General features: G+C 66.3%; 12 protein-coding genes. 7 read left to right on the top strand and 5 right to left on the bottom strand.

Features of this window, described 5'->3' with window-relative positions:
- Positions 1 to 209 precede the first annotated feature (209 nt).
- Positions 210 to 977 carry an HPP family protein gene (locus FHR22_RS05875; protein ID WP_341786564.1) on the bottom strand — a complete coding sequence of 256 codons (768 nt, stop codon included), beginning with the start codon at positions 975 to 977 and terminating at the stop codon, positions 210 to 212.
- Positions 978 to 1,142: 165 nt separating this feature from the next.
- Here FHR22_RS05875 and FHR22_RS05870 point away from each other — a divergent pair, with 165 nt between their 5' ends.
- From FHR22_RS05870 to FHR22_RS05845, 6 genes are all read left to right on the top strand, one after another.
- On the top strand, positions 1,143 to 3,215 hold the full coding sequence (locus FHR22_RS05870; protein WP_166939864.1) for a S9 family peptidase: 2,073 nt from the start codon (positions 1,143 to 1,145) through the stop codon (positions 3,213 to 3,215).
- A 170-nt stretch (positions 3,216 to 3,385) separates the two neighbouring features.
- Entirely contained in the window at positions 3,386 to 6,067 is a 2,682-nt protein-coding gene (locus FHR22_RS05865) for a valine--tRNA ligase (RefSeq protein ID WP_166939861.1), read from the top strand.
- Positions 6,064 to 6,552, top strand: a complete 489-nt coding sequence (locus FHR22_RS05860; RefSeq protein ID WP_166939859.1) for a hypothetical protein — start codon at positions 6,064 to 6,066, stop codon at positions 6,550 to 6,552. Before FHR22_RS05865 ends, FHR22_RS05860 begins: the two co-directional genes overlap by 4 nt.
- Positions 6,549 to 8,012, top strand: a complete 1,464-nt coding sequence (locus FHR22_RS05855; protein ID WP_341786563.1) for an MATE family efflux transporter — start codon at positions 6,549 to 6,551, stop codon at positions 8,010 to 8,012. The genes FHR22_RS05860 and FHR22_RS05855 overlap by 4 nt, the downstream gene beginning before the upstream one ends.
- A gap of 90 nt (positions 8,013 to 8,102) precedes the next feature.
- Entirely contained in the window at positions 8,103 to 9,278 is a 1,176-nt protein-coding gene (locus FHR22_RS05850) for a sensor histidine kinase (RefSeq protein WP_243853489.1), read from the top strand.
- A gap of 2 nt (positions 9,279 to 9,280) precedes the next feature.
- Positions 9,281 to 10,012 (top strand): LytR/AlgR family response regulator transcription factor, encoded by a 732-nt coding sequence (locus tag FHR22_RS05845; RefSeq protein ID WP_166939857.1) that lies wholly within the window; start codon positions 9,281 to 9,283, stop codon positions 10,010 to 10,012.
- Positions 10,013 to 10,068: 56 nt separating this feature from the next.
- Here the strand turns inward: FHR22_RS05845 and FHR22_RS05840 are convergent, their stop codons facing one another.
- Entirely contained in the window at positions 10,069 to 10,473 is a 405-nt protein-coding gene (locus FHR22_RS05840; RefSeq protein WP_166939855.1) for a hypothetical protein, read from the bottom strand.
- 129 nt (positions 10,474 to 10,602) lie between these two features.
- Between FHR22_RS05840 and FHR22_RS05835 the strand changes: the two genes are divergently transcribed.
- Positions 10,603 to 12,135: a BCCT family transporter gene (locus tag FHR22_RS05835; RefSeq protein ID WP_166939853.1), complete on the top strand. Its 1,533-nt coding sequence runs from the start codon at positions 10,603 to 10,605 to the stop codon at positions 12,133 to 12,135.
- A 16-nt stretch (positions 12,136 to 12,151) separates the two neighbouring features.
- Here the strand turns inward: FHR22_RS05835 and FHR22_RS05830 are convergent, their stop codons facing one another.
- From FHR22_RS05830 to FHR22_RS05820, 3 genes are all read right to left on the bottom strand, one after another.
- Complete coding sequence (locus FHR22_RS05830; protein ID WP_166939851.1) at positions 12,152 to 14,227, bottom strand: M13 family metallopeptidase; 2,076 nt, start codon at positions 14,225 to 14,227, stop codon at positions 12,152 to 12,154.
- Positions 14,228 to 14,373: 146 nt separating this feature from the next.
- Entirely contained in the window at positions 14,374 to 14,976 is a 603-nt protein-coding gene (locus tag FHR22_RS05825; protein WP_166939849.1) for an OmpA family protein, read from the bottom strand.
- Entirely contained in the window at positions 14,973 to 15,515 is a 543-nt protein-coding gene (locus tag FHR22_RS05820; RefSeq protein ID WP_166939847.1) for a hypothetical protein, read from the bottom strand. The genes FHR22_RS05825 and FHR22_RS05820 overlap by 4 nt, the downstream gene beginning before the upstream one ends.
- Positions 15,516 to 15,544: the final 29 nt, after the last annotated feature.

Raw genomic sequence — 15,544 nt, 5'->3', positions numbered from 1 at the left:
GTTATCAGAAACAAGCCGTCGCCCCACAAACCAGAAGTTCTAAGCAGGAGCGCCAGATCGACTGCCGCTCTATCCGCAACGGGGCCGCGTTCGAATGCGACAGGGGCGCCTCCGTCTTGGCCCCGACCAGGCGATCAAGGCCGAAGTGCTCGACCGCCGAAGCCTGTTCATGCCCCTCACCCCGGCGTTCACGGGGTGACAAAATGCGATTACAGCCGCGCTCTCGCGCGCTTGCGCTCCGCATCATTTCCGGCCGCCATCTTGTTCCCGGCGGCGGCCAGCTGCACCTTGGCGAGGCGTGCCGCGGCGTGCACCTCGGCGCGCGTCAGCAGCAGCGCGAGGTCTTCGCGGCTGATGTCGAAGGTTTCGCCGAGATCGGCGAGCGCGCCGTCGATATCGTCCATCAGCAGGCCAACGGGTTCGGGCGTGACGGTCTTTCCGTCCACCGGCCGCGCCCGGTGCGGGTAGCTGTGGCCCGAAAAACGGTGGAAGAACATGCCGATCGCGACGAGGATGAGCGAGTTGAGCAGGACCGGGACGAGATAATCGGCGGCATGACCCGCGAAGCCCTGCCAGCCGAGAACGGCGCTGAGCGCGGCGGCGCCGCCCGGCGGATGCAGGCAGCGCAGCAGCGACATGACGAGGATCGCGGTCGAAACGGCGAGCGCGGCGGCGAGCGCCGGCTCGCTGACCGCCTGGGCCACGACGACGCCGAAGACGGCCGACAGGAAATTGCCGCCGACGATCGACCAGGGCTGGGCCAGCGGGCTCGCGGGCACCGCGAACAGCAGCACCGCCGATGCGCCGATCGGGGCGATGAGCCACGGCATCGATACGGGAAACAGGGTCGCGCAGATCCATCCGGCGATCCCGATCCCCGCGAGCGCGCCGAAGCTCGCGATCACGCGGTCGCGCAGGCTCGCCCCGGCCAGCAGCGGGGTGAAAAGGCTTTTCGGGAGGGACTTCCAACGGGGCACGCGCAAATCTTTCATGGCGAGCGCGCCGATGCGACGCCCCGGCACTTTGCGCCAGAGAGGTTTAGTTTGTCGCCGCCAAGTCGGGTTTTACGTCCCGTTTGGCAGGCGCGGCAGCGATAGCACTTCTACCCTTGAACCTGCCCGCTCCGCCGCTAAACCGCTTTCATGCGTAACCACATCCTCGCCAGCGCCTTCGCGCTCGCCGCCGCCCTTTCCTCCCCCGCCTTCGCGCGCCCGATGACCGAGGTCGACCTGGCCACGCTGAAACGCGTCGCGGCGCCGGCCGCTTCGCCCGACGGGCGCTGGGTCGTCTATCAGATGACCGAGACCGAGGCGGAAAGCTACAAGCGCTCGACCGGGCTGTGGATCGTCGACCGCAATGCCAAGGATGCGCGGCCGGTCCGCATCGCCGACACCGCGGGCAAGAACGAGACATCGCCGGCTTTCGACAAGGATGGGATCCTCTTCTTCCTTTCGAATGCGTCGGGCAGCGACCAGGTCTGGCGGATCGACCCCCAGGCCGCGAACGCCGCCGCGACGCAGGTTACCGATGCCAAGGCCGACGTCGCGGGCTTCAAGATCTCGCCCGACGGGACGAAGCTGCTCGCCTGGGGTGATATCCCGCGCGAATGCACCAGCTTCGGCTGCGATGCGAAGGACAAGGGCGCGCAGCCCGGCCCCGGCACCGGCCGCCTGTACAAGGACGGCAGCGGCTTCGTCCGCCATTGGGATCAGTGGGAAACGCCCGGCACCTACAGCCGCCCCTTCGTCTTCGACCTGGCAGGCGGCAAGGCGACAGCCGAGCGCGCGATCGATGGCGGGCTGATCGGCGACACCCCGTCGAAACCGTTCGGCGACGGCAGCGAACTGGCGTGGGGCCCCGACAGCCGCACCGTCTATTTCACGCTGCGCAAGGCCGACCGGGGCGAGCCGACGTCGACCAACCTCGATATCTACAAGGTGCTGGTCGACGCGCGGATGCCGCCGCTCAACCTGACCGAGGCCAATCAGGCGACCGACACGCTGCCCGCCCCCTCGCCCGACGGCAAATGGCTCGCCTATGCCGCGATGGCGCGCGCGGGATATGAATCCGACCGGCAGGTGCTGATGCTGCGCGATCTTGCCACCGGCGAAGCGCGCAGGCTCACCGACGCATGGGACCGTTCGGTCGCCTCGATCGCCTGGGCGCCCGACGGCAAGTCGCTCTATGTCACCGCGCAGGACGTGCTCGACCACCCCGTGTTCCGCGTCGATGCGGCGAGCGGCAAGGTCGAGAAATTGAAGGCGTCGAACGAAGCCTTTGACGGCAATATCGGCGACGTGACCCCGCTGGCGAACGGCGCGCTGCTCTATTCGCGCAACACCGTGCTGCTGCCGACCGACGTCTATGTCCGCGACGCCAGGGGCAAGGTGGCGCAGCTCACCAACGTCAATGCGGCCGAGCTGGCGCAGTTCGACCCGGTCAAGGTCGAGCGCCTGCAGTTCGCGGGCGCCGGCGGCGACAAGGTGTGGGGCCAGATCCTCAAGCCCGCCAATGCGGCGGGGGGCAAGCTGCCCGTCGCGCTGCTCGTCCATGGCGGGCCGCAGGGCAGCTTCGGCAACGCCTGGTCGACGCGCTGGAACCCGCGCCTGTTCGCGCAGCAGGGCTATGGCACGATCACGATCGATTTCCATGGTTCGACCGGATATGGCCAGGCCTTCACCGACAGCATCAACAAGGATTGGGGCGGCAAGCCGCTCGAAGACCTGAAGCTGGGGCTCGCCGCGGCGGGCAAACAGGACGCCGGGATCGACGTCACCAACGCCTGCGCGCTCGGCGGGTCGTACGGCGGCTATATGATGAACTGGATCGCGGGCAACTGGCCCGACGGATTCAAATGCCTCGTCACCCATGCCGGCATCTTCGACCTGCGCGCCATGTCGATGGAAACCGAGGAACTGTGGTTCGACGAATGGGATCATGGCGGGCCGTGGTGGGAACGCACCGACGGCGAAAAATGGAACCCGGTGAACCATGTCGACAAGTGGAAAACCCCGACGCTGGTGATCACCGGCGAACTGGATTACCGCGTGCCCTATTATCAGAGCATCGCTCCCTACACCGTGCTCCAGCGCCGCGGCGTGCCGTCCGAGCTGCTGGTCTTCCCCGACGAGAATCACTGGGTGCTGAAGGGCGCGAACAGCGTGCAGTGGCACCAAAGCGTGTTCAACTGGCTGGGGACCTATCTGAAGAAATAAGCTCGACTCTTCTTTCACTCGTCACCCCGGACTTGATCCGGGGTCCCGCTTTTTCCATCCAACGCAGGAAAGCGGGATGCCGGATCAAGTCCGGCATGACGAGGGGGAGAGGCCGTTTAAGCGATCACCCCCTTGCCGCGCCGCAGCATGGCTGGCAAAGGCGCTCGGCTATGCCGATGGAAAAAACCTTTGATCCCGCCGCTATCGAGGCGAAATGGACCCATGAGTGGGAAAGCCGCGGGCTGTATCGTCCGGCGCGTCCCGACGCGACGCCGTTCACGATCGTCAACCCGCCGCCGAACGTCACCGGCGCGCTGCACATCGGCCATGCGCTCGACAACACGTTGCAGGACGTGCTGATCCGCTACGAACGGCTGCGCGGCAAGGATGCGCTGTGGGTCGTCGGCATGGACCATGCCGGGATCGCGACGCAGATGGTCGTCGAACGCCAGATGGAAGAGCGGCAGGACAAGCGCACCAATTACACGCGCGACGAATTCGTCGAGAAAGTGTGGCAGTGGAAGGCGGAAAGCGGCGGCCAGATCACCGGCCAGCTCCGCCGCCTCGGCTGTTCGATGGACTGGGCGAACGAGCGTTTCACGATGGACGACGGGCTCAACCGCGCCGTCGCCAAGGTGTTCGTCGACCTGCACAAAAAGGGGCTGATCTACCGCGACAAGCGGCTGGTGAACTGGGACCCGAAGCTCAAGACCGCGATTTCGGACCTCGAGGTCGAAACGCACGAGGTGCAGGGCGGCTTCTGGCACTTCAAATATCCGCTCGCAGACGGCGTGACGCTCGATGACGGGCGCGATTATATCGAGGTCGCGACGACGCGCCCCGAAACGATGCTCGCCGACATGGCGGTCGCGGTGCACCCGGGCGATGCGCGCTACCAGAGCGTGATCGGCAAGGAGATTCTTCAGCCAATCACCGGGCGCCGTTTCAAGATCGTCGCCGACGAGCATGCCGACCCTGAGTTGGGCAGCGGCGCGGTGAAAATCACCCCGGGACATGATTTCAACGACTTCGAAGTCGGCAAGCGCGCGGGCTTCAAGGCGAGCGAGATGCTGAACATGTTCGATGGCGATGCGAATGTCGTCCAGACGAGCGACGGGCTGATCCCCGACGAATATCTCGGCCTCCATCGCTTCAAGCGCGACGGCGTCGATGGCGCGCGCGAGTTGGTCGTGGCACAGATGAAGGAAGCGGGCTTCCTGATCCCGCACACCGACAAGGATGGCAACGCGCATGACGCCGAGCCGCGCACGATCCAGACCCCGTTCGGCGATCGCGGCGGCGTGGTGATCGAGCCCTGGCTCACCGATCAATGGTATGTCGACGCCGAAACGCTGGCGCAGCCGCCGATGGCGGCGGTGCGCGATGGGCGCATCAACATCGTGCCGAAGACCTGGGAAAAGACCTTCTTCAACTGGATGGAGAATATCCAGCCCTGGTGCGTCTCGCGCCAGCTTTGGTGGGGGCACCGGATTCCGGCGTGGTACGCCGAGGATGGCCGCATCTTCGTCGCCGAGACCGAAGAGGAAGCGCAAGCCGAGGCGGGTGCGGGCGTGGCCCTGACGCGCGACGAGGATGTGCTCGACACCTGGTTTTCCTCCGCGCTCTGGCCCTTCGCCACGCTCGGCTGGCCCGAAGACACCGAGCTGCTCAAGCGCCACTACCCCAATGACGTGCTCGTCTCCGGCTTCGACATCCTGTTCTTCTGGGATGCGCGCATGGCAATGCAGGGGATGGAGTTCATGGGCGACGTGCCGTGGAAGACGCTGTATCTCCACGGCCTGGTCCGCGCGCCCGACGGCGCGAAAATGTCGAAGTCGAAGGGCAATGTCGTCGATCCGCTCGGCCTGATCGACCAATATGGCGCCGACGCGCTGCGCTTCTTCATGGCGGCGATGGAAAGCCAGGGCCGCGACATCAAGATGGATGACGCGCGGCTCGCGGGCTATCGCAACTTCGCGACCAAGCTGTGGAATGCCGCGCGCTTCTGCGAAGCCAATGGCATTTCGGCATCGACCAGCATCGCGGCGCCCGCCGCGATGCTGCCGGTCAACCGCTGGATCATCGGCGAGGTCGCCGCGACCGTGGCGGCGATGGACAAGTCGCTGGCCGACTATCGTTTCGACGAGGCCGCGAACGCGATCTACAGCTTTGCGTGGGATCGCTTCTGCGACTGGTATCTGGAGCTGATCAAGGGCGCGATCGACGACGAGACGAAGGCCGTCGCGGGCTGGGTGCTCGACCAGATCCTCGTCATGCTGCATCCGTTCATGCCCTTCATCACCGAAGAGCTGTGGACGGGGCTTGGCGAGCGCGCCGGCTATCCGCTGATCACCGCGCAATGGCCGGCACCGAACGCCACGCGCGATGCCGATGCCAGCGCCGATATCGACTGGCTGATCAAGCTGGTCAGCGAGTTGCGGACGGCGAAAGCCGAACTCGGCCTGCCGCCGGGTGCGCGGCTGACCGCGCATTTCCCGGCGTCGCTGAAAGATCGTGCCGACAAGCTCGCCGCGCAGCTCGACCGCCTCGCGCGGCTCGAAGCGATCCGTTTCGAAGCCGCACCGGCGGGAGCTTCGGCACAGCTTGTCGTCGAGGGCGAGACGATCACCGTGCCGCTGGAAGGCGTGATCGACATCGCCGCCGAACGCGACCGGCTGACCAAGGCGCTCGCCGCCGCCGCGAAGGAACGCGACGGCCTGGCCGGGCGCCTGGGCAATCCGTCGTTCGTCGAGCGCGCGAAGCCCGAAGCGGTCGAAAAGGCGCGCGCCGACCATGCCGCCAAGGAAGCCGAGGCCGACCGGCTGACCGCCGCGCTGGCGCGGCTGGGATGATGCGGGGCTTGCGCACGCTGGTTCTGGCGACGGGGCTGCTTTTCGCCGCGCCGCTCGCCGCCAGGGATGCGAGCCCGCATACCCCCGCGGTTGGCAGCGCCGAACGCGCCGCAATCCTCACCGCACTGCGCACGCATCCCGACCTGCGCTTCACCTTCCGCCATCTGCGGGTATGGAACGACGGTGCGCGCGCCATCGCCTATGCCGAGGGCGACAATGGCATCACCGGCGGTTTCAAGATCATCCTGACGCGCGAGGGCCAAGCCGGCTGGCGCGAAGTCTGGGGCGAAGGCGACGGCGGCAGCGACAGCTGCGCCGCGGGGGCGCGCCATTACCGGTGGGCGATCCAACTGATCGAGTCCTATCGCGCGAAGCCCGATGCGCTTGTCCCGGGCATTGCCGCGCAGACGCGCGAGCTGGAACGCATGGCGAAGAGCGAACCCGAAACCCAATGCGTCGGCGACCTCGAAGGCGGTCCGGCGTGACCGACGGACAACCCGTCACGCCGACCCCGGTCGCGGCGGCAGCGGACCCCGCCGCCAGCCCGATCCCGCCGCGCCAGACCGCGCGCGGCGGCGGGCGGATGGACCTGACCAGCGGGCCGATCACCAAGACGCTGATCCTCTTCGCCTTGCCGACGCTCGCGTCGAACATCCTCCAGACGTTGTCGGGTTCGGTGAATTCGATCTGGGTCGGGCAGTTCCTGGGCAACAGCGCGCTCGCCGCGACCGCCAACGCCAATATCATCATGTTCCTGATGTTCGGTGCCTTTTTCGGTTTCGGCATGGCGGCAACAGTGCTGATCGGCCAGTCGATGGGGCGCGGCGACATCGACGCCGCGCGCCGCGCCACCGGCGGCGTCATCGGCCTCGCCCTCCTCTTCTCGGTCGTGATCGCAATCATCGGCTGGTTCGCGTCGGACCGCATCCTGCGCTGGCTCGAAACCCCGCCCGAGGCCTTTGCGCTGGCGCATGACTATCTGCGCGTCACCTTCCTCGCCGTGCCGGCGAGCATGTTGTCGGTGACGCTGATGATGGCGTCGCGCGGTGCGGGCGATGCGGTGACGCCGCTGCGCTTCATGATCCTTGCCGTGGTGCTCGACATCATCTTCAACCCGGTGCTGATCCTGGGGCTTGGCCCCTTCCCCCGGCTGGGCATCGCGGGCAGCGCGCTGGCGACGGCGGCGGCGGGAACGATCAGCATGATCGGTATGATCGCCTGGTTCTACAAGAAGAACCATGTCCTGCGCCTGCGCGGACCCGAGCTTTCCTATCTGCTCCCCAAATGGAGCGAACTGCGCTTCATTATCGGACGCGGGCTGCCGATGGGCGCGCAGATGTTCGTGATTTCAGGCGCCGGGCTGATCATGGTCGGACTGGTCAACCGCGAGGGGATGGTTACCGCCGCAGCCTATGGCGCGACGTTGCAGCTATGGAATTATATCCAGATGCCCGCGCTGGCGATCGGCGCGGCGGTCAGTTCGATGGCGGCGCAGAATATCGGCGCGCAGCGCTGGGATCGCGTCGGATCGGTGACCAACAGCGGCATCGCGATCAACCTGGTCATGACCGGCGTGTTGATCATATTGCTCCTGCTGTTCGACCGCGCCGCGCTCGCCTTGTTCCTTGGCAGCGGCAGTCCGGCGATCGAGGTCTCGCGCAATATCCAGCTGATCGCGACCTGGACCTTCCTGCCCTTTGGCACCACGATCGTCCTGATCAGCACGCTGCGCGCGAACGGCGCGGTGATGCCGCCGCTGATCATCCTGTTCGTGTCGATGTTCCCGATCCGCTTCGGCATCTATCATTTCGGCTATCCGCTGATCGGCAGCGATATCATCTGGTGGAGCTTTCCGCTGTCGTCGCTCGCGTCGCTGGCGATGGCCTGGATCATCTTCAAGCGCGGCAACTGGCGCCGCGCCCTGCCGCAACCGGCGGCCGGATAACGCTGCGGCGTTTCGACCAAAGCGCGCGCGCCTTCGACTGATGGCCGCGCGCCGGCTGGCCTTTGGCAGGATTTTGACGCTAAACCGGCGATGATGAAGATGACCGTCAACAGCGACGCCCTGCGCGACCAGCGCGCCAAGATGCTTGCCGCGGCGCCCGACTGGCGCGCGTCGGATGCCCGCGTCAATCCGCGCGTCGCAATCGGTTCGATCATCGCGATGTGGCTGCTCTATTTCCTGATCAGCACCGGCCTCGCCCTGCTCACCGGTCCGTCGGGCCAATGGGAGCAGATCTGGCGGCGCGGGGTCGTCGTCGTCGCCGGAATCCTGTGCACCTTCGTGCTGTACAAGCTGCTCCAGCGCATCCAGCCGCAAAGCTTCGGCGCGCGGCTGGCGGTCGCGATGGGCGCCGCGGTGCCGCTGGTCATCATCTACGCCAGCGTCAACCTGCTCGTCTTCTATTACTGGTTCCCCGCCGCCGACACGCATCTGGTCATCGACGACCTGCGCGGCCAATATCCGGTGACCTGGCAGACCGTGCTGATCCTCGACAGTTCGATCCGCTGGTATTTCTTCTTCGCCGTCTGGGCGGCGCTGTACGTCGCCTTCGGCTATGCCAATGAAATGCGCGCGGTCGAGCGGCGCGCCAATCATTTCCGGCTGGAGGCGAAGAACGCCCAGCTGCGTGCGCTGCACTATCAGGTCAATCCGCACTTCCTGTTCAACACGCTCAATTCGCTGTCGACGCTGGTCATGCGCGGGTCGAAGGCCGAAGCCGAAACGATGATCATGAACCTGTCGGCCTTTCTGCGGTCGAGCCTGGCGATCGACCCCGAACAGCTTGTCAGCCTGGACGAGGAGATCGCGCTCCAGCGGCTCTACCTCGATATCGAACAGGCACGCTTTCCCGACCGCTTGCAGGTCGAAGTGACGATCCCGGCGGCGCTCGAAGATGCCTGCGTCCCGGTGCTCATCCTGCAGCCGATCATCGAAAATGCGATCAAATACGGCGTCGCGCCGAGCAAGGGGAAAATCGCGGTCCGCGTTGCGGCGACCAGCGAATATGGCCTGCTGGTGCTGCGGATCGAGAATGACATCGATGCGAAGGCGCCGACCCCGGCCCCCGGCACCGGCCTTGGCCTCGGCAATGTTCGCGAACGGCTGCTGACGCGCTATGGTCCGGCCGCGGGGTGCGAATGGGGCCGCGCCGACCATGGCGGCTTCTTCGTCTCGCTGTGGCTCCCGCTCGCGCGTAACGGATGCTGACGATGCAACAGACGCTTCGGACCCTGATTGTCGACGACGAACCGCTCGCGATCGAGCGGCTGCAGATGCTGGCGGAGCAGCAGGACGGCGTTTTGCTGGTCGGCACCGCCGGCGACGGCGCCACGGCGCTGCGCATGGTCGACGCGCTCGCGCCCGACCTGGTCCTGTGCGACATCGCGATGCCCGACCTCAACGGCATCGACGTCGCCGCCGCGATCGAGAAGCTCGACAATCCGCCGGCGGTCGTCTTCGTGACCGCGTTCGACCGCTATGCCGTGGCCGCCTTCGACGTCGCGGCGGTCGATTACCTGCTCAAGCCGGTCGCGCCCGACCGCCTCACGCGCGCGCTGGCGCGCGTCCGCGAATGGCGGATGGCCGACCGCAGCGGCCAGCAGAAGAGCCGCTGGATCGGCGAATTCTGGGTCCAGAACCGCGGCGAGATGCTGCGGATCGATGCCGATCAGGTCGACCTGATCGAGGCCGAACGCGATTATATGCGGCTGCATGTCGGCAGCCGCAGCTGGCTGATCCACCAGACGATCAAGTCGCTGGAAGCGCGGATGGATCCCGACCAGTTCATGCGCATCCACCGGTCGAAAATGGTCCGCCGGGGCGGCATCGCCGGGCTGCGCCACCATGGCGACGGCGCGTGGAGCGTCGATCTGGGCGAAGGCGGCGTCCACCGGATCGGGCGCACCTATCTGCACGACGTCAAGGCGATCATGCAGCCCTGACGGCGCGCGCCGATGCCGGGTCCACCCGGTTGCCGATGGCGCGAGGACCGACCCGATCAGTGCCGGGGCGGAACGGCCGGTTTTGCGCAGCGGCTGACATCCCCGCCCCGGCACGCCGCGACATCGGCTTCCCACTGCATGCGTTCTTCGGCCGACATCGCGGCAACCCGCGCCTTTTCGGCTTCATAGGCCGCCGTTTCTTCGGCGAAGCGCGCCTGGTCGGCCGCGGTTTGCTGGGCCACCGCGGACACTTCCTGCTCGTAGGTCGTATTTTCGGCCTTCGATCGCGCCGCCTGTTCGGCGTTCAGCCGGGCGGTGTTCGAACGCTCTTCGGGCGTGGTGCCGTCGGGCTTCGTCCCGGCCGCGGCGGGCGGGGCCTCGGGCGCGGCCTGAAAGGCCATGGCGTGGGTCGAGCCGATCAATACAGCGATCGCGGCGGCGGCCAGAATCTTCCTGCTCATCGAAGCATATCCTTCCATCAAAATCCTGCCCGTCCAACGTTCTGGCGCATCGGGCGTTCCCGCGTCGTTTGACCTCGGCGCCGGAGGCCGTCATGCTGACCTGCTCCTCTTGTCCGAACGGCGGATCATTTGCCAGCCCCATCGCGTCACCCGATCAATCGCCCCGTCTTTTTCGTGCCGCTGGCAGTGCTCGTCGCCGCGCTGACCTTCAGCCTGTGGCAGGGCGCCGCCTTTGTCGCGCTGGAGACGGCGATCAACGACTGGATACTGCTCCGCCTCGGCCCCGTCTTCGCCGTCGCCGGGGTCGCCTTTCTGGTGCTGCTCGCGCTCGTCGCGCTGTCGCCGCTCGGCACGGTGATCATCGGCGGCCCCGATGCGCGGCCGTTGCTGGGGCGCTGGCGCTGGTTCGCGGTCATGCTGTGCACCACCATCGCCACCGGCATATTGTTCTGGGGCGCCGCCGAACCGCTGTTCCACCTCAACGCGCCGCCCGCGATGCTGGGGCTCGAGCCCGGCAGCGACGCCGCCGCGACCTTCGCCATGTCGACGATGTTCCTCCATTGGACGCTGACGCCCTACGCCATCTATACCGTCGCCGGCCTGGCCTTCGCGCTTGTTTACTACAACCGCCGCGAACCGTTCAGCCTGTCGTCGCTGTTCGTGCCGCTGATCGGCCAGCGCGCGCACGGCCCCGTGGGCACGGCGGTCGACATCATCTGCCTCTATGCGCTGGTCGCGGGGATGGCGGCGTCGCTCGGCGCCGGCATCCTTTCGCTCGCGGGCGGGATCGAGGGGCTTGGCGGCTTTGCCGGCGGGACGCCGCTGCGCTGGGGCATCGCGGCGCTGATCGTCGGCAGCTTCCTGCTCTCCGCCGCGACCGGGCTGCAAAAGGGCATCGCCGGGCTGTCGGTGCTCAACACCTGGCTGTTTTTCGCGATCATCGCCTTCGTCCTGGTCGCCGGGCCGACCGCCCAGATGCTCGGCCTGTCGCTGCGCGGCGGCGGCGATTATTTCGCGACCTTCGTGCCGCGCAACCTGGGCCTCGACGTCGATGGCGACTGGCACCGGCAATGGACGATCTTCAACTGGGCGAACTGGTTCGCCTGGGCGCCGGTGACCGCGCTGTTCCTCGGGCGGCTGGCGGTCGGATACAGCGTCCGCGCCTTCATCCTCGTCAACCTGATCCTGCCCGCGCTGTTCGGGGCGGTGTGGATGACCGCGATCGCGGGGGCGACGATTATCCTCGACCAGCAGAGCGGCGCGAGCCTCTATGCGATCCTGAGCGCGCAAGGTCCCGATCCGGTGCTGTTCCGCCTGTTCGACGCGCTCGGCGGCGGGCCGGTGGTGACCGCGACGGTGCTGTTCGCGATCTTCCTGTCCTATGTCGCGGGGGCCGACGCCAATGTGTCGGCGATGAGCGCGCTGTCGACCCGCGGCATTTCGCCCGACGCGCCCGAAGCGCCGATCGGGGTGCAAGCGGTCTGGGGCGTCACCGTCGGGCTGGTCGCGGTGATGCTCGTCGCCGCGTCGGGGATCGACGGCATCCGGATGATGTCGGTGCTCGGCGGTTTTCCCGCGCTGTTCGTCATCATCGGCGCGGCGCTGTCGCTGGTCGTGATGACGATACGGGGACGGCGCGAAGCCGCCCCCGCCTCATCCTGAGAAAGGGGTCTCAGGACTACCAGATGCGCGTCCGTGCCTCGGGCTTCAGATAATATTTGGCGCCCACGTCGACGTTAAACGCCTTGTACCACGCATCGACATTGCGCACCGGGCCAATGACGCGCCAGCGCGCCGGGCTGTGCGGATCGCTGGCCACCTGCTGCTTGATCGCATCTTCGCGCGCCTTGTCCCGCCACGCCTGCGCAAAAGCGAGGAAGAAGCGCTGGTCGCCGGTCAGGCCGTCGATCACCGGCGCGTCCTTGCCGCCCAGCGAGCGGTGATAGGCGTCATAGGCGACCTCGAGTCCGGCAAGGTCGGCGATATTCTCACCCATCGTCAGGTCGGGATTGACGAAGGCGCCCGGCGCCGCTTCATAGGTCGCATATTGCGCCCCGAACGCCTTGGCCTGCGCCTCGAAGCGCGCCGCATCCTCGGGCGTCCACCAGTCGCGGACCGCGCCGCTGGCGTCGATCTTGCGCCCCTGATCATCGAAACCATGCGTGATCTCATGGCCGATCACCGCGCCGATCGCGCCATAATTGACCGCGTCGTCGACATTTTCGGCAAAATAGGGCGCCTGCAGGATGCCGGCCGGGAAAACGATCTTATTCTCCAGCCCGCCATTATAGGCGTTCACTTCCTGCGGGTTCATCGACCATTTCTTGCGATCGACGGGTTTGCCGAGGTCCGACAGGCCATAGGCATATTCGAACGCCGCGCTGCGCTTCACATTGCCGTAAAGGTCGGCGGGATCGATCTTCAGCCCCGAATAGTCGCGCCATTTGTCGGGATAGCCGACCATGACATCCATCTTGTCGAGCTTGGCGAGCGCGGCGTCTTTGGTCGCGGGCGCCATCCAGCTATTGTTCCGGATGCGGTCGCCCATCGCGAGTTTCAGGTTGCCGACCAGCGTCTCCATCTTCGCCTTGGCGCTGGCCGGGAAATATTGCTGCGAATAGGTTTCGCCCACCAACTCGCCAAGGCTGCCATCGACGAGGGTCAGCCCGCGTTTCCAGCGCGGGCGCAGTTCGCCGACGCCGCTCAGCGCCTTGGTATATTCGAAGCGGCTGTCGACCCAATCCTTCGACAGATAGATCGCCGCATTGTCGGCGACATGGAACTGCTGCCACAGCTTGATCGTGTCGAGCAGTGTCTTGGCATAGAGCACGGCGATGTCGCGGATCGCGGTGTTTTCGTTGACGATGATGCGCTTTTGCGGCGCCAGCCCGGCTCCCGCGAACCAGGCGGTCCAGTCGAGGCCCGGCGCATAGGCGGCAAGCTCGGCCGACGACATCGGGTTGTTGATCTTGCCGACGTCGCGGCGGTCGGCGATCGCCCAGCTGACCTTGGCGATTTCGGTTTCGAACGCAAGGATCGCGTCGGCCGCCTTGTCGGGATCGGCATTGCCGACCATCTTCATCGTCCGCGCGATATAGGCGCGATAGGCGCCCAGCTGCGGCTTGAAGCTGTCGGTCAGATAATATTCGCGGTCGGGCAGGCCGAGCCCGCCCTGCCCCAGCCATAGCACGTTCGTGGTCGGATCATCGGTGTCGGCATAGGGTCCGCCGCCGACGATCGTCGCGCCGAACGTCCCCTGCGTCGTGCCCATGAAGCGCGCCATCGCGCTCTTATCCTTGATCGCGGCGACCGCCGCGATATCGGCCATCAGCGGCTTGCTGCCAAGCGCATCGACGCGTTTTTCGTCCATGAAGCTTTGGTACAGCCCGCCGACCTGGCTCGTCGCCGGGGCGCTCGTTACCAGCTGGCGAAGCTGGCGCTGGGTCAGGTTATAGACGTCGTAATCGACCCCGGCCGACGGCTGATCGGCCGGAATTTCGGTGCGCGCGAACCAGCCGCCGTTGGCATATTTGTCGAAATCGTCGCCGGGCTTCACCGTCTCGTCACGCGCGGTCAGGTCGACGCCCCAATTGCCAAAAGTGAGTGCCTTCAGCGATGTGTCGTCTGCACCGCCTGCCTTGTCGCCATCGGTCATTGTGGCGGCCCGCGCCGGCATTTCACGTGCGATCGCCGGCCCGGCGATCAACGATACAGCCAAAGCTGCGGTTGCGGCTCCCATAAAAACGGTTTTCATTTCGGGTCTCCTGCGCCGACACCCCTGCCCGGCGACTATGGTTCGCACTGTCGGCCACCACGCCCGCCAGTCAAGTGAGCACGCCGACACTGGTCGATTCAAAAGCCGCGTTGGTAGATTTCCGGCGCAGATGTCGGACTCAGGCCTTAGCGGGAAGACGCCCCGGCCGGGAGCAGGACTTCGACCCGTCGATTCTTCGCCCGGCCAGCCGGATCATCGACGCCGTCCGCCATTGCGTTGGCCGCGATCGGGGCGGCTTCGCCCTTGCCCGACACCCGGAATTCGCGCTGCCGCACCCCAACCTGCCGCCCGAACCACTCTGCGACCGTCTTCGCCCGCGCTTCGGAGAGTTTCCGGTTATAGTCGTCCTCACCCTTGCTGTCGGTATGTCCGATCACCTCGATCGCGCCCGGCGGCGCCCTGCGGATCATTTCGGCCGCTTTGGCAAGTTCCACCTCCGCGGCGGCCGTGAGAGTCGCCTTGTCAAAGTCGAAGAGTGTGTCGCTCGGCAAGTCGATGATCGTACCCATATCGGTGATCCGGACCTCAAGGCCGCTGGTGTCCGCCGCCAGGGCGCTGACGTCTGCCTTCATCGTCCCTCCGGGTGCCGGCCGGTTTCCGGCCCCGGCGCTCGCCGTCGATGCCGTCGCGGCGCCACCATTCTTGCCTCCGGTGTCGGCGGCATCCTCCCCGTCGGAACAGCCCGCGACCAACATCAGCCCGCCGATGAGGACAAGTGTCGCCCTCATCGCGCCACCGTCACTCCGTCAAACGGTGCAACGCCCGGAAAATTGATCGACACGGTCGGGCTGCTCGCCGGGGGGGCCGGGAATTTGGCCCAGATCACGCCATTGGGCGAACAGTTCAGCCCGATCCGATCCTTGCCGTTGAGCGGCGAGCCCATCCAGGCCCCGCCATTATCCTTGAGCACACCGATGCGCTGCGACGTGGTGTCGTCGATGACGCTGATCTCATCGAGTTTCAGATAGGCCCATTTGCTCTTTTCAGAGGTGCAATTGACCGTCACGGTCAGGATGTCGCCGGTCACCGCCGCCTTGAGCAGCGCGAACTGGATGCCGTCCGGGCCCGGCTGCGTCTGGATGGCGGGCAGCGCGGGCGGGGCTGCCGGGACGACCTCCTCGCGAACCACGCCATTGCTGCGCTCGCCGGACGCCGCGGTTCCGGTCGCCGCCGTTTCGTCGGCAGCCGGCGCAGCATCCTGCTGACAGGCGGTCAGCCCCAGCGCGGTGACGGCAAGTCCCGCCAACAAAGAACGAGAAATTATCATATCGCGATCCTCCCTCCAGATCAGCAGCT

It is taken from the genome of Sphingopyxis panaciterrae (assembly GCF_011762125.1).
GTDB classification, from domain to species: domain Bacteria; phylum Pseudomonadota; class Alphaproteobacteria; order Sphingomonadales; family Sphingomonadaceae; genus Sphingopyxis; species Sphingopyxis panaciterrae.
The sequence above is the reverse complement of the archived record's forward strand: the minus strand, read 5'-3'. Positions and strand labels throughout refer to the sequence as shown.